At 48.2% G+C, this 14,550-nt stretch carries 13 protein-coding genes and 2 tRNA genes; 6 read left to right on the top strand and 9 right to left on the bottom strand.

Annotated elements, in window-relative coordinates:
• Entirely contained in the window at nucleotides 1-1,518 is a 1,518-nt protein-coding gene (locus tag ACXAFR_RS16415; RefSeq protein ID WP_475178755.1) for a CoA-acylating methylmalonate-semialdehyde dehydrogenase, read from the bottom strand.
• 172 nt (nucleotides 1,519-1,690) lie between these two features.
• Here ACXAFR_RS16415 and ACXAFR_RS16410 point away from each other — a divergent pair, with 172 nt between their 5' ends.
• The 5 genes from ACXAFR_RS16410 (at nucleotide 1,691) to nadD (ending at nucleotide 7,297) form a co-directional block, all read left to right on the top strand.
• Nucleotides 1,691-2,593, top strand: coding sequence for an AraC family transcriptional regulator (locus tag ACXAFR_RS16410; protein ID WP_475178754.1), 903 nt, complete (start codon nucleotides 1,691-1,693; stop codon nucleotides 2,591-2,593).
• 647 nt (nucleotides 2,594-3,240) lie between these two features.
• On the top strand, nucleotides 3,241-4,383 hold the full coding sequence (locus ACXAFR_RS16405; RefSeq protein WP_475178752.1) for a Re/Si-specific NAD(P)(+) transhydrogenase subunit alpha: 1,143 nt from the start codon (nucleotides 3,241-3,243) through the stop codon (nucleotides 4,381-4,383).
• Nucleotides 4,384-4,387: 4 nt separating this feature from the next.
• Nucleotides 4,388-4,681, top strand: a complete 294-nt coding sequence (locus ACXAFR_RS16400) for an NAD(P) transhydrogenase subunit alpha part 2 (protein ID WP_475178751.1) — start codon at nucleotides 4,388-4,390, stop codon at nucleotides 4,679-4,681.
• Nucleotides 4,681-6,042, top strand: a complete 1,362-nt coding sequence (locus ACXAFR_RS16395) for an NAD(P)(+) transhydrogenase (Re/Si-specific) subunit beta (RefSeq protein ID WP_475178749.1) — start codon at nucleotides 4,681-4,683, stop codon at nucleotides 6,040-6,042. The genes ACXAFR_RS16400 and ACXAFR_RS16395 overlap by 1 nt, the downstream gene beginning before the upstream one ends.
• 187 nt (nucleotides 6,043-6,229) lie before the next feature.
• Entirely contained in the window at nucleotides 6,230-7,297 is a 1,068-nt protein-coding gene (gene nadD, locus ACXAFR_RS16390) for a nicotinate-nucleotide adenylyltransferase (protein WP_475178747.1), read from the top strand.
• Nucleotides 7,298-7,343: 46 nt separating this feature from the next.
• Here nadD and ACXAFR_RS16385 read toward each other — a convergent pair.
• The 8 genes from ACXAFR_RS16385 to rlmE form a co-directional block, all read right to left on the bottom strand.
• A tRNA-Met gene (locus ACXAFR_RS16385) sits at nucleotides 7,344-7,420 on the bottom strand.
• A 187-nt stretch (nucleotides 7,421-7,607) separates the two neighbouring features.
• Nucleotides 7,608-7,692, bottom strand: a tRNA-Leu gene (locus ACXAFR_RS16380).
• A gap of 23 nt (nucleotides 7,693-7,715) precedes the next feature.
• The gene (gene secG / locus ACXAFR_RS16375; RefSeq protein WP_475178746.1) at nucleotides 7,716-8,117 is read right to left on the bottom strand and encodes a preprotein translocase subunit SecG; all 402 of its coding nucleotides are present in this window, start codon (nucleotides 8,115-8,117) and stop codon (nucleotides 7,716-7,718) included.
• A gap of 7 nt (nucleotides 8,118-8,124) precedes the next feature.
• Nucleotides 8,125-8,877: a triose-phosphate isomerase gene (tpiA, locus tag ACXAFR_RS16370; RefSeq protein ID WP_475178744.1), complete on the bottom strand. Its 753-nt coding sequence runs from the start codon at nucleotides 8,875-8,877 to the stop codon at nucleotides 8,125-8,127.
• 177 nt (nucleotides 8,878-9,054) lie between these two features.
• Nucleotides 9,055-10,392: a phosphoglucosamine mutase gene (gene glmM, locus ACXAFR_RS16365; RefSeq protein ID WP_475178743.1), complete on the bottom strand. Its 1,338-nt coding sequence runs from the start codon at nucleotides 10,390-10,392 to the stop codon at nucleotides 9,055-9,057.
• On the bottom strand, nucleotides 10,389-11,255 hold the full coding sequence (folP, locus tag ACXAFR_RS16360; RefSeq protein ID WP_475178742.1) for a dihydropteroate synthase: 867 nt from the start codon (nucleotides 11,253-11,255) through the stop codon (nucleotides 10,389-10,391). Before folP ends, glmM begins: the two co-directional genes overlap by 4 nt.
• 54 nt (nucleotides 11,256-11,309) lie before the next feature.
• Nucleotides 11,310-13,223, bottom strand: a complete 1,914-nt coding sequence (ftsH, locus tag ACXAFR_RS16355) for an ATP-dependent zinc metalloprotease FtsH (RefSeq protein WP_475179043.1) — start codon at nucleotides 13,221-13,223, stop codon at nucleotides 11,310-11,312.
• Nucleotides 13,224-13,377: 154 nt separating this feature from the next.
• A complete protein-coding gene (gene rlmE / locus ACXAFR_RS16350; RefSeq protein ID WP_475178740.1) occupies nucleotides 13,378-14,001 on the bottom strand; it encodes a 23S rRNA (uridine(2552)-2'-O)-methyltransferase RlmE in 624 nt (207 codons plus the stop codon).
• Between the two features lie 62 nt (nucleotides 14,002-14,063).
• Between rlmE and ACXAFR_RS16345 the strand changes: the two genes are divergently transcribed.
• Nucleotides 14,064-14,369: a YhbY family RNA-binding protein gene (locus ACXAFR_RS16345; RefSeq protein ID WP_475178739.1), complete on the top strand. Its 306-nt coding sequence runs from the start codon at nucleotides 14,064-14,066 to the stop codon at nucleotides 14,367-14,369.
• The last annotated feature ends 181 nt before the right edge of the window (nucleotides 14,370-14,550 follow it).

Genomic DNA, 14,550 nt, shown 5'->3' with positions numbered 1-14,550 from the left:
CTATTTCAGATTGATCGACATGTTGGGACCACTGGCCACATCATCATCAAACCAACGTGACGTAATCGTCTGGGTTTTGGTGTAGAACCGGACAGCTTGCTTACCATAAGCGTGATGATCACCGAAAAAGGAGCCGCGCCAACCAGTGAATGAGAAGAACGGCAGAGGCACAGGAATGGGTACATTGATTCCAACCTGACCAACTTCAACTTCATGTTGGTAGGTTCTGGCCGCGCCACCGGACGCGGTAAAAATTGACGTACCATTTCCGTAAGGATTGGAATTGACCAGCTCGATCGCGTCCTGCAGCGTGTCTACCTCAACCAAGCACAATACCGGACCAAAAATCTCTTCTTTATACAAATCCATTTCCGGTGTCACGCCACTAAAGACGGTGGGACCAATCCAATTTCCGTCAGGGTAGCCATCTACAACACAATCCGAGCCATCCAACAGACAGGTGGCTCCCTGCTCTTTACCCTTTGCAATTGCAGCCAGCACCCTGTCTTTTGCGGCAGGACTGATCTGTGGACCATAAGCGGAGTGCGCATCACTGTAATGTCCCGGTTTCACAGAGCCAAAAGCTTCTACGATTTCGTCAGCCCAATCCCGCGAGCCCCCCACCAAAACAACAACTGAAATCGCCATGCAACGCTGCCCGGCCGCGCCACAAGCCGCTCCAACAATGTTGTTGATGACCTGCTGCTTCTGTGCATCCGGCATGACAACCATGTGATTTTTTGCGCCAGCAAATGCTTGCACACGCTTCAAATTCTCGGTCGCCCGGCGATAGATGTGTTTCGCAACAGGCACCGAGCCAACAAATGAAACGGCTTGGACGTCTGGGTGATCAAGTAATTGGTTAACCTGATCAACACCGCCGTGCACCAATTGAACAACACCTTTTGGCGCACCCGCTTCTTCGAACAGCTCAATAAGCCGCATCGGCGTCAGAGGATCTTGCTCCGATGGTTTAAGGATAAACGTGTTACCGCAGGCAACCGCAAGAGGAAACATCCACAACGGGATCATCGCAGGAAAGTTAAATGGCGTGATACCAACACATACCCCGATAGGATGAATGTAGGAATAGGTATCAATTTTGGTTGCGACGTTGGCAACCGTCTCCCCCATTAATAGAGAAGGAATGTTTGCAGCGTGTTCGACAACTTCAATACCACGCCATACGTCACCCTTTGCATCCTCAAACGTCTTTCCCAGCTCCTGAGAAATTATCCTTGCGAGCTCATCGTGGTGCTTTTTAAGGAGTTCCTGGTATTTCAGCATGATGCGAGCCCGAGCTGGGACAGAGACATCCTTCCAACTCTTGAAAGTCTCAGCGGCAGATACAACCGCTGCGTCGACTTCGGACTCTGTGGCATACGGAACCTCAGTCAACACTTCCTGGGTAGCAGGATTGGTGACTGGCAGAGTTTTTTTGGATTCGCTGGGACACCATTCACCGCCAATATACAACGGCAGGCGGGATGGAAAAACAGTCGTGGAGTTCTCAGTCATAGCAGATGCCCGTCAGTTATTTCGTTATTTATTGCGGCATTGAAACATGGCAATTTCGCCCTTAGAATTCAGAAAATTGCTGACAATATGGACAATATTGCGGACCAAGTTTGAGCTTTTACGAATTGCCCTAGCCCAGCATCAGGGCTGAATTTTTCTTATGAGGATTTACATGACTTCTCGAGAGCCGAATTTGTCAGAAGACCGCATAACCTCACTTTGGCCCCTTTCCACAAAAGGTATTCGGCAAGTTATCCCGCAGGCCATCATATCTCGCCTGCAACAACACCCCCTGAGCGAGGACCTTGTACCTCTCGCCATGGGGTACTACCCCAAAGCCAGCATGCACAATATGCAACGCGACAATCACGACACTTACCTCTTGATTTACTGCATCAGTGGCGAGGGCTCTTTGATGATCAACGGACGTAAATCTGCGATTCGAAGTGGTGACGCAGCACTGCTCCCCCCTGGAATGCATCACCACTATTGGGCTAATGAAGACACCCCCTGGACGATTTTTTGGGTGCATTTTATCGGGAGCCGTGCCGGCGACTATTCGAGCTTTACTGGAATTGGTCCCCCCACATCCCAAGTGGGATTAAAAGCAGAGTTGATTGCAGGATTTGAACGCTTACTGATTCAACAGCAAGCGTTTCTCTTTAATCACTATGTCCAGAAATCCAACCTTCTGAAAGGGCTACTTACTGAAATAGGAAACATAAACGCCGCACAACAACGAGCATTAAACCCCCATTTTGGCATGGAGGCGATCATCCAACACATGCAGCACCACCTGCAAAATGAATTGGACCTCGAAGATCTAGCCAGCCTCGCAAACCTATCAAAATTTCATTTTATTAGACGTTTTAAAGACATGACGGGACAAACACCTATCCAGTACTTTATTCATTTGAAAATGGAAAGGGCTTGCGAACAACTGGACGACTCAGAAACTGCTATAAAAACAATTGCTGCAAACCTCGGCTATTCCGATCCGCTTTATTTTTCACGCCAATTCAAAAAAGTGTTTGGCATATCCCCACAGCAATACAGACGTCTAAGAGCAACGTAAAAAACCTCGGAACTGACCAAAAAAGAAAGTGGCAAAACACAAATGACAGCGCTAACAAAAACGCTATCTTCCATAACTGTCGTAATAAATTTATCGGTAATCTCACGTACCGATACCATTTCTTTAATAGAATTTTTTAGCATCCGTCCTTTGACCAAAAACAAGAACCCCACCGAAAAATAGTGGTTAAATTTAAAAGCTCAACTAAGTAACGTTAAAAAAAGTCCCCCAGAACCGGGGCTTTCCATCCTAAAGTACAGGTTACTTTTGGCCTCGACTGGCGTCGAATATCGCACCAGAACGCTAACCGTATGATTTAAGAATATAATCATCACCGTAATAGAATATTTTGCGCGAATTTAAAAAGTAAGTTAACGTTAACCCCGTAGGTCGGCAGGAAGCAAACTTTAGAATTTAGCTCGCAGGCTTACGATCCCCGTTTAACAACCCAACGACAGTACAGGGTTATTCCAGGACCATTTTTGAATCAGTCGAGTAAAGATCATGGAAAGCATCGACAACTAATTACACCTCACTCATTTCAGCCGAGCGGCTATCGGACGGCAACACAGCGCTTCGACTGAAAACCTTTAACGTACTCTGTACTCATTCACATCATTACGATAACTGACACGGGGATCAGCGAAATGCTCATTTCTGTCCCAAAAGAGACTTATGCAAACGAAAACCGGGTAGCCCTTATCCCGGATACCGTTAAGAAACTAACCCGCATGGGCGCCGAAATCGCCATTGAAGCCGGCGCGGGGCTAGGTGCTGGATTCGACAACAGCGCCTACGAAGAAGCGGGAGCAACGATTGTCGAACAGAGAGACGCTCTACTCGGCGATGCCGATATCGTCCTTCGCCTGCACAAACCAACGATCGAAGAACTGGACCTTCAACGAGAAGGTACCATTTCCATTAGCTATCTCGATCCTTTCAATGAGAAAGGTTTAGTTGAGGCGATGATGTCTAGGAAGATCACGGGCATTTCCATGGAAATGATTCCGCGTAGCACCCGATCCCAAAAAATGGATGCGCTGAGCTCCCAAGCAAATCTCGCCGGTTACGTCATGGTTCTAAAAGCCGCGTCTGAGCTCGACCGCATACTGCCCATGATGATGACGCCTGCAGGAACTCTGAAGCCCGCAAAAGTCTTTGTCATTGGCGCGGGCGTTGCTGGCCTTCAAGCAATTGCCACGGCCAAACGCCTTGGTGCCAAGGTAACCGCGTTCGATACTCGCTCGGTTGTCGCGGAGCAAGTGCAATCTGTGGGCGCTAAATTTCTACAAATCGACCTGGGAGAAACCGGGCAAACGAAAGATGGCTACGCCGTACAACTGACGCCGGAGCAATTAGAAAAACAGAAAGAGGGGCAAAAAGCGGAAATCGCCGACTCTGACATTGTCATCACCACAGCACAGGTCTTCGGGCGCAAACCGCCATTAATCATCAGCGCCGATGCCGTTGCAGCGATGAAACCCGGCTCTGTGATTGTTGATATGGCCGCAGAAACCGGTGGCAATGTTGAAGGATCGTCTCCTGGCGATATTGTTACCACGGAAAATGGCGTGAAAATCGTCGGGACGGGCAACTGGGCCAATGAAGTACCGCGCGATGCCAGCCAAATGTATTCCTCAAACCTGTTCAACCTTCTCGATGAATTCTGGAACAAAGACGACAAAGCCTTTGTGCTCGATTTTGAAAATGACATCAGCGGCTGCGTTATCGCACACCAAGGCGAGCTAAAAAACGATGTCATTAAAAAACACTACGAAGCTCAGGAGTAAATTCATGGACTCTTTCGTTGCACTGTCTTTTATTCTCATGCTCTCCATATTTCTTGGCTTCGAGCTTATTAACAAGGTGCCAGCAACCTTACACACGCCTCTCATGTCAGCTTCTAACGCCATTTCTGGAATAACGTTAGTCGGCGCACTATCTCTGGCGGGCCAGTCAGAAGATCTGACCTTTTCGACTTTTTTAGGGATTGCAGCAGTTGCCTTTGCCACGATAAACGTTGTCGGTGGTTATATGGTCACTGACCGCATGCTCGGTATGTTTAAGAAAAAAGGGGATAATAAGTAATGGTCAATTCAGGCTTTACCGGCTTCTGCTATGTCATAAGCGCCGGATTATTTATCTATGGTCTTAAACTACTGAGCTCCCCCGCAACAGCTCGCAAAGGCAACACCGTTTCTTCTATCGGGATGTTGCTCGCCATCATCGTCACCTTGTTTGATAAAGGTATCGTTGACTACAGCGGGATCATCGTCGGCATTTTGATGGGTTCAGCAATCGGCGCCTACGCTGCCCGCACCGTCGCAATGACATCCATGCCAGAAATGGTGGCCCTGTTTAATGGATTTGGCGGCTTAGCCAGTTTGTTCGTCGGCTGGGCAGCGATCAGCCCCACCGCAAACGGACTCGTCAGCACAACGATTTTCCTCTCCGTATTTATCGGCGGGGTTACCTTTACAGGCAGCCTGGTGGCGTTTGGGAAGCTGAGCGAAAAACTACCCGGTCGCCCCCTCATGTTTCAAAAACAGTCCCTGGTCAACAGCGCGATTATCATCGCCGTCGTTATCTGCGGGCTTTTTTACGCCAGTAATCCAGAGCTAACTGGGTTTCTCTACCTCGCCATCTTACTGTCACTGCTCTTTGGAGTGCTTGCGGTAATCCCTATCGGCGGGGCAGACATGCCGGTGGTTATCTCCTTGCTTAATAGCTATTCGGGATTGGCCGCCTGTGCGGCAGGTTTCGCGATTCATAATAATTTATTGATTGTTGCCGGATCACTAGTCGGTGCCTCGGGGATCATTCTTACGCAAATCATGTGTAAAGCCATGAATCGCTCACTGTCCAATGTGCTCTTCAGTGGGTTCAGTGCGGTTAAAACCACCGAAATGAAAATCGAAGGTGAGATTAAGCCCATGAGCGCCGACGATGCCTACTATGTCTTAGAAGCCGCATCTTCCGTCGCTATTATTCCTGGATATGGCATGGCCGTTGCTCAAGCACAACACGTCGTCAAAGAACTGCAAGAGCTTCTGGAAGAAAATGGCGCGGAGGTCGTCTACGGTATTCACCCTGTTGCGGGCCGCATGCCAGGGCATATGAACGTACTGCTTGCTGAAGCCGACGTGTCTTACGATCTGCTCTTGGAAATGGACGATATCAACCCTCGTATGGAAACCGTGGATGTCGCTATCGTCATCGGTGCCAACGATGTGGTCAATCCAGCCGCCCGGGAAATGGAAGGCAGTCCCATTTACGGCATGCCGGTAATTAACGTCGACCAGGCTCGCACCGTATTTGTACTGAAACGCTCGATGGCCTCTGGATTCGCGGGCATCGACAATCCCCTTTTCTTTAAGGAAAACACCCGCATGCTCTTTGGCGACGCAAAGGAGACCATTGGCCACCTGATACGAGAATTTGGAGACTAACAGATTCCTTCCCCTTCGCCCTATGCGCTTAAGCTTATAGGGCGATTACTCAGCCCCCTTAATCTACCGCTTTACCACGTCCTCAATTTCCTTTCTTGATGTTTGCATCCGATGCACAGCCTTGTCATCATGGGGCTTTAATACGATCTTATTGGTTGACGTAAACCGCCTTTGCCAACACCGACCCATGTCAAAACGCAAGATCGCCTTCTACGGCGGAACCTTTAACCCAATTCATAACGCACACCTACAGCTTGCTCAAAGCGCCATAGACACACTTAACGTGGACCAAGTTATATTTATACCTGCAGGCAAGCCCCCCCTGAAGCAAGCTAACGAATTAGTTTCAGGCCAACATCGCCTGAATATGGTGACTCTCGCAACTGCCGGACGGCCTAAGTTCCGAGTTTGTGATCATGAAGCGCTGCAAGAGAGGGTGACATTTTCCATCGATACGATAGAGGCGATCGCCCCGCAATGGCCGGATAGCGATTTCTACTTTCTGATGGGTGATGATGGGCTGGACAAATTACATCACTGGAAAGGTTTTGATCGGCTTTGCTCACGAGTAACGTTTGCCTGCGCTCCTCGCAAAGATGTAGCGCTCAGCACTTATGACGCTAGAATAAACCTCACCTTTTTACCTATGCCGCGCAGGGCCATTTCATCAACAGAAGTTCGCCGCCGTATACAACAGGCCCTGCCGCTTCGAGGATTCGTTCCGGATGCCGTGGAGGAATATATTGCGAAACACCACCTGTATAGCAACTCACGCCTCCATAAGCCGATCGACCAACGATCTCCCGCAGAGCGACTGCTTACTGTAGAGCAAAGCCTCAGCAGAAATAAACATCGAGTAATTCTCTGGCAAGGAAATACCGCCAGCACTCTTTTAGCTACCATCAGTCAACGACTTAACCCTAATACGTCCTTCGTTTTAAATATCTGCAAAAAAAAGCGCGAGAGATTTTCAGTATTAGCAAAAGCCCTTAACTGGAACGTTTTAGATGCGGTCGTCACTCAACGCAATTCGAGCAAAAGCCTTTACCAAATTCATGGAGCTATCCCTACACGCTCAACTCTTTTTTATGCTGGCGACCTGCTGAATTGCAAAGAACAGCACATTCGACTTGAAGTGGAGATAGACAACGGACTAGAGATGTATCACTCGCAAGCGGTTGGCGAACTAGATATGGCTGAAAGCGAAATTGAAGCGCTAAGAGACTTTTTACACTTGCCAGAAAGCAACTGCTAAGAATGTAGAAGATTTCCCAAGACAACCTAATCAAATAGATTGTAAGTGGTAGCGGGGGCTGGATTTGAACCAACGACCTTCGGGTTATGAGCCCGACGAGCTACCAGACTGCTCCACCCCGCACTAGAGACTTGGCATCAGATGCGTCATCAACCAAGGCCGCGTATTATAGGTAGTGATTTCACCAGAAGCAACATCAAATACCGATATTTTCACATTTATTTTCAATAAGTTGCGAAAACATCACGCGGACTTTAGCTTCACGAAAAATACACTGACTCGGCGCCAATACAAATCGCAAAACTCAACATGGTGCCCAAGGCCGGACTTGAACCGGCACGGCTTACGCCACTACCCCCTCAAGATAGCGTGTCTACCAATTCCACCACTTGGGCATTAAACTTTCTCGATCACAGAATCAGTTCTCTGTGCTTGGAACATCTCCAGCATTATCAGGAACATCAGCTGCAGGAATTTCACCCTGCCCCTCGGGAATATCAGAAGCAGGCTTCTCAATATTCATAGATGGGGTATCTGCTGCATCTTCTACAACAGGAACTCCTTCGGTCAAGGTTACATTAGCTTGCTGTTTGGCAATAATTGCCAACCCAAAGCTGGTAATAAAAAAAATCGTTGCCAATATCGCAGTAGTACGCGTGAAAAAGTTCCCGCTTCCCTGACTGCCAAATACAGTCTGCGATGCACCTGCACCAAATGATGCTCCTGCTTCTGCACCCTTGCCTTGCTGTATCAGAATAAATCCGATAATTGCTATAGCCGTTACAAGGTGAACGATGAGGACGATCTTTTCTACACTCAAACCTTCACTACCCTTTTAACGAATTTGCCGCCTGGCAAATTGCCGTAAATTCATCCGCCTTAAGCGATGCACCTCCAACCAAGGCGCCGTCGATATCTGGCATTGCAAACAACTCTGCAGCATTGGATGCTTTAACGCTCCCGCCGTACAGAATAGAAACACGATCAGCAGCATCACCCAATAAAGAGCGAATATACTTATGCACTTCCTGAGCTTGATCTGGTGTTGCAGTTAAACCAGTACCTATGGCCCAAACGGGCTCATAAGCGATTACCGCCCCATCAATCCCACTTGAGCTCACAAGTGAGAGCACCGCGGCTACTTGCCTTTGAATAACTTCAAGAGTCTTTTCAGACTCACGCTCTTCTAAGGTCTCACCAACACAAAAAATTGGTGTCAAATCGGCGGTTTTAGCTGCGACAAACTTCTTTGCCACAACATCGTCAGTCTCACCATGGTACTGACGACGCTCAGAATGCCCTACGATTACCTGAGAGCAACCAAATTCTTTTAGCATGGAGGCAGCAATCTCGCCGGTGTATGCACCCGACTCAGCGGCGCTTATATCTTGCGCCCCTAACTTCAGAGATGTCCCATCCAATAACTTCTCTACTTGAGACAAATATATTGAAGGAGGACAGATACCAATGTTGACGTCCGTTAATTTTGCAGTGGTTTCTATCAATGAAGATACCAAAGCTTTATTAACAGCCAAATTGCCGTTCATCTTCCAATTAGCAACAACTAGTTTCTCACGCATGAAAATCGAATCCTTTTCTGTGAAATCCTAAGTCGGCTCCGCTAAGGGCGGCAGATGATAGCGGAACCTACTCTCTATTACAATGCACCGCGCAGATTAATGCGGAAATTTTAATGATTTGATCACTTCACAAAATTATAACGCTCAGCCCAAAGCAACAACCAGTAATCTGCAGCTTTAAGCCAACTCGCGCTCAACAACTTCCGCGATTTCTGCTGTGAGCCTCTTAACCAAATGATCGTCGCGCCCTTCGACCATGACGCGGACAACTGGCTCAGTGCCAGAAGGCCGCAAAAGTACACGCCCAGCACCATCAAGTGCAAACTCCGCGTCTGCAACAGCCTTCGCTATAACTTTCGATCGTTCCAATCCGGAGCTGTCAGTGACTTTAACGTTGATCATCGTCTGGGGAAACTTGAACATACCACGCTTAAGCTCTGATAGAGGTCGACCACTGTGGACCACAGCCATCAACACCTGCAAAGCGGACACAATGCCGTCGCCAGTGGTTGTGACGTCGCTACAAATTATATGCCCGGATGATTCACCACCCAGCTCCCACTGGTGTTGCTTCATCTTTTCAAGCACATATCGATCGCCAACGTTTGCCCGTTCAAATGGAATACCCATTTCACGCATCGCCAGCTCAAAACCGTAGTTCGTCATTAAGGTACCAACCACGCCTGAACAACCACCTCGGCTTCCGGAACGATCCAGGGCAATCAAATAAAGAAGCTCGTCCCCATCGACGACTTCCCCTTCATGATCAACAAAAATGACTCTATCCCCATCCCCATCGAAAGCAATTCCCAAATCTGCGCCTTCAGTGACAACGGATTCCCTCAGGCGAGCAGGATCAGTAGATCCGCAGGAACGATTAATATTTTCACCGTCGGGATCGGTGGAGATAGCAGTAACAGCGGCACCCAGCTCCTGAAAAACAGAAGGCGCTATGTGGTAAGTGGCACCATTCGCACAGTCAAGAACAAGCTTCATGCCTGAAAGGTTGAACCCCCAGGGAACAGTTCCTTTGCAAAATTCGATGTAACGTCCAGCGGCATCTACGATCCTACGCGCCTTCCCCAACTTCTCATCAGTGTTGATTGGAGCATCCAGCAATGACTCGATGGCCAATTCCACCTCATCTGGGAGCTTTTCGCCCTCACCAGAGAAAAATTTGATTCCATTATCATAAAAGGGATTGTGAGAAGCGCTGATCACAATGCCCGCATCCGCTTGAAAGGTGCGAGTCAAATAGGCAACCGCTGGGGTTGGCATAGGCCCCAATAAACGCACATCCACACCTGCAGCAATCAGCCCGGCCTCGAGAGCGGATTCAAACATATAACCGGATATACGGGTGTCTTTGCCAATCAAAATAAGGTTATTACCGGTTTTCCTGCCGGCAAATACACGTCCCGCAGCCCAACCCAGCCTAAGCACAAATTCAGGTGTAATAGCTCCCCGGCCGACCCGACCACGAATACCATCAGTCCCAAAATATTTTCGTGTCATTCTTTGGGCTCCATACCCTTTTTGGCATCCTCGAAGGCCCGCCAGATTTTCAATACATCAGAAGTCTCAGAAACATCGTGAACTCGGATAACATGAGCTGAGGCCTGTGCGCTCAACAGTGCCACAGCCAGACTTCCAGCCAACCGACCTTCAATACCACGCCCCGTCGTATGGCCGATCATCGACTTTCTCGACATACCGACAAGAATTGGCAAGTCTAACTTGGAGAACGCTTGAAGCTCTGCAAGAAGCGCGAAATTGTGCTCTGTCTTTTTTCCAAACCCAAACCCTGGGTCAACCAAAATACGAGAACGATCTATTCCGGCTTCGACCAATTGTTCGACTCTGCGTTCAAGAAATTCGTAGACTTCTTCCACGACGGCCTTGTAGCTTGGAGCAACCTGCATCGCGTCCGGTTCACCTTGCATATGCATAATGCAAACCGCAACATCTGAGTCCGCCACAGCCTCCAAAGCTCCAGGGCGAGTTAAAGACCGAACATCATTGATTAAATCTGCGCCCGCTAGGATAGCCTGGCGAATGACTTCAGGAGAACTTGTATCAACAGATATCCACGCATCAGTGCTCGCACGAAGTCGCTTCACCACAGGAATCACTCTGGCTAGCTCTTCGCTCTCAGATACTGACTCGGCGCCCGGTCGAGTTGACTCGCCACCTATATCCAAGATCTTAGCGCCATCATCTAACATCGACTCGGCGGCCCGCCAGACGTCTTCGACATCCAGTACGTCGCTGTAAAAACGTCCGCCGTCTGAAAAAGAATCCGGTGTAACATTAAGAATTCCCATAACGACTGGACGTAACAAATCCAGCGTCTTGGAACCACTTACAAGAGTATGCATTGATTACTCTGAACAGCAATGAGGCTTCCATAAGAAGCCTCATATTGAAGAGAATCAGTGGTTTTTGAGGGGACCACCAATAGGAGAGGTTGGAGATTCAGAATCGTTAGACTTGTCAGGATCCTCATCCCGTACTTTGCCACCGAAATCATCGTCATGCCAATCTCTGGGAGGGCGAACCTTACGGCGGTTCATTAAGTCGTCTACTTGCTCTGCATCTATGGTTTCATATTCCATCAATGCATCCTTCATCGCCTCAAGCACATCACGATGCTCTTCCAACAAACTTTTCGCCTTTTCGTAACAAGAGTCGATGATACGCCGGACTTCTTCATCAATCGTATTCGAAGTGGCACCGGAATAATTGATAGCGCCCCCGCTACCAGGCATACCGTTTTCATCTTCACCATAATGCAAGGGCCCCAACTTTTCGGACAACCCCCACTTGGTTACCATATTACGAGCGAGACTCGTGGCTCTTTCGATATCGTTTTGAGCACCTGTTGTAACGCCTTCAAACCCGAGCGTCATCTCTTCTGCAATTCTTCCACCGAAAAGAGAACAAATCTGGGACTCTAATCCACGCTTGCTCATACTGTACTTGTCATCTTCAGGCAGGAACTGGGTAACACCGAGGGCTCGGCCACGAGGAATAATTGTTACCTTATGCACTGGGTCATGCTCCGGCACCAGTTTGCCGACAATAGCGTGCCCGGCTTCATGGTAGGCTGTGTTTTCCTTCTCCTTCTCGCCCATCACCATAGATTTGCGTTCGGCACCCATCATGATTTTGTCCCGGGCTTTTTCGAACTCCTCCATAGTAACGAGTCGTTTATTAGCCCGAGCAGCGAACAAAGCGGCCTCATTTACTAGATTGGCCAGATCAGCCCCTGAGAATCCGGGAGTTCCTCGGGCGATGATGGATGCTTTGATCTTTTCATCAAGAGGGACTTTACGCATATGGACTTTAAGAATTTGCTCGCGGCCACGTATATCCGGTAAACCAACGAATACCTGGCGGTCGAAGCGACCTGGACGAAGAAGCGCTTTGTCGAGCACGTCAGGTCGGTTAGTAGCTGCTATAACAATAATTCCTTCGTTGCCTTCAAAGCCATCCATTTCAACAAGCAACTGATTGAGAGTTTGCTCTCTCTCGTCATGACCACCGCCATGGCCGCCACCACGATGACGGCCAACGGCATCAATTTCGTCGATAAAAATAATGCAAGGCGCCTGCTTCTTAGCTTGGTCGAACATATCCCGAACCCTAGATGCTCCGACACCAACAAACATTTCCACGAAATCGGAACCAGAGATTGAGAAAAACGGGACCTTTGCTTCACCAGCAATGGCTTTTGCTAGAAGGGTTTTACCTGTTCCCGGCGGCCCAGCCATTAATACGCCACGGGGAATCTTACCGCCCAGTCGTTGAAACTTCGTGGGATCTCTAAGGTATTCCACCAGCTCCTGAACTTCTTCTTTTGCTTCATCAACACCAGCCACATCGGCAAATGTCGTTTTTATTTGGTCTTCACCAAGAAGCCTGGCCTTACTCTTGCCAAAACTCATCGGCCCACCTTTACCGCCAGCTCCTCCCTGCATTTGACGCATAAAGAACATGAACACAACGATAATCAGCAAAATAGGGAAACTTGCCACCAATAGTTGCTGCCATAAACTCGGCTGCTCTGGCTTTTGTCCCTTAACCACGACATTGTGATTAAGAAGGTCGTCCATTAGCTTGTCGTCAGAAATCTGGGGACGAATTGTCTCAAACCGGGAGTTGTCATGCCGAGTTCCGACAATAACCATACCGTTGACAGAAACTTCTCGAACCTGATCGCTTTGAACCTCTTCAACGAAATCGCTGTACGTCAGCGTTTCTTGAGAAGTCTGCGGGTTGAAATTTTGGAAAACAGCCAATAAAACGGCTGCGATAACCAACCACAAGACCAGATTTTTAGCCATGTCGTTCAAATGAACATCCTCACCTATCTATATCGGTCAGTAGGTGGTGGCCATACAGGATTGGCGCACCAAGTCTCTACCCTGACCTTTCAGTATACAGGCATATTAAAACTAAAGCCTGATTTCTAGATTAAACTCTTATCACTTTTACGAATCAGAGGCCAGAAAAGCCTTTCGCTACCAGATAAATTTCTTTCGACCTGGACCTGGATGCAGAGGGCTTGCGAATGAAAACCTGATTAAAACTCGACTTAACCTCTGCTACATAGCTGTCAAAACCTTCCCCCTGAAAAACCTTCGCAACGAAAGCTCCCCCAGGAGACAACATATGTAGAGCTGCATCAAGAGCCAGCTCAACCAAATTCATTGACGCTGGCTGATCTATATCCCTGATACCTGTCATATTGGGGGCCATATCTGACATTACAAGGTCTACTCCTCGCCCATTGAGTAACTGAGTCAGCTGATCGAAGACCTCCTGAGAGTTAAAATCCCCTTGAATGAAAGAAACCCCCTCTAGAGGCTCAAAAGCTAATAGATCAGAGGCCACAACCACGCCGCCGGGCCCAACAAATTCCTTTGCGACTTGCGACCACCCGCCCGGACTAGCACCGAGGTCAACAACCACGTTGCCAGAGCGTAATAATCTGTCCTTCTTGTTGAGTTCAACAAGTTTATAACTGGCTCTTGATCTATAGCCATCTTCCCTCGACTTTTTGACGTACTGATCGCTCAAATGTTCATTCATCCAGCGATTACTACTTTTCGATTTAGCCATAAGAAATAAAACTAAAATACTTTATAATTTGGCACATTACGTAAAGCGATTGAGCAAAACATATGCCTATTGATAAACGCCAGGCCAAACTCTACAAAGCCATTGGACATAAGCTGCAACCCGTAGCGACCATTGCAGGAAAGGGCCTGTCAGAATCGGTTGTAAATGAAGTGAACCGAGCTTTAAACGACCATGAACTCATTAAAGTACGTTTGAACATTCCCGACCGGGAAATGAGGAAGCAGACCATTAGCGAGCTTAGCGAGATCACTCAAAGCCAAATAATACAGGAAATTGGTCGAACAGCACTTCTATTTAAAGCATCCGACAAACCAAACCCCAAGCTATCTAACCTTTTACGCCACTAAATCATTGATATACCTAAGGCTTGGGACTTCCATACCAAGCCTTCTTTTCCCCATAGACAAGCCGATCAGCAATTCTGCGTAACTATCGACCAATGCTCTAGCCCCTTGAAATTCTTATCCACCGAATATTCCATGGGCTTGTAGAGCCCCTCGAAAAGCAATGTCTAGCAAAAACTTCAGA

It is taken from the genome of Pseudomaricurvus sp. ABR4_320, from assembly GCF_056159445.1.
This window is presented reverse-complemented; position numbering and strand designations above follow the sequence as displayed.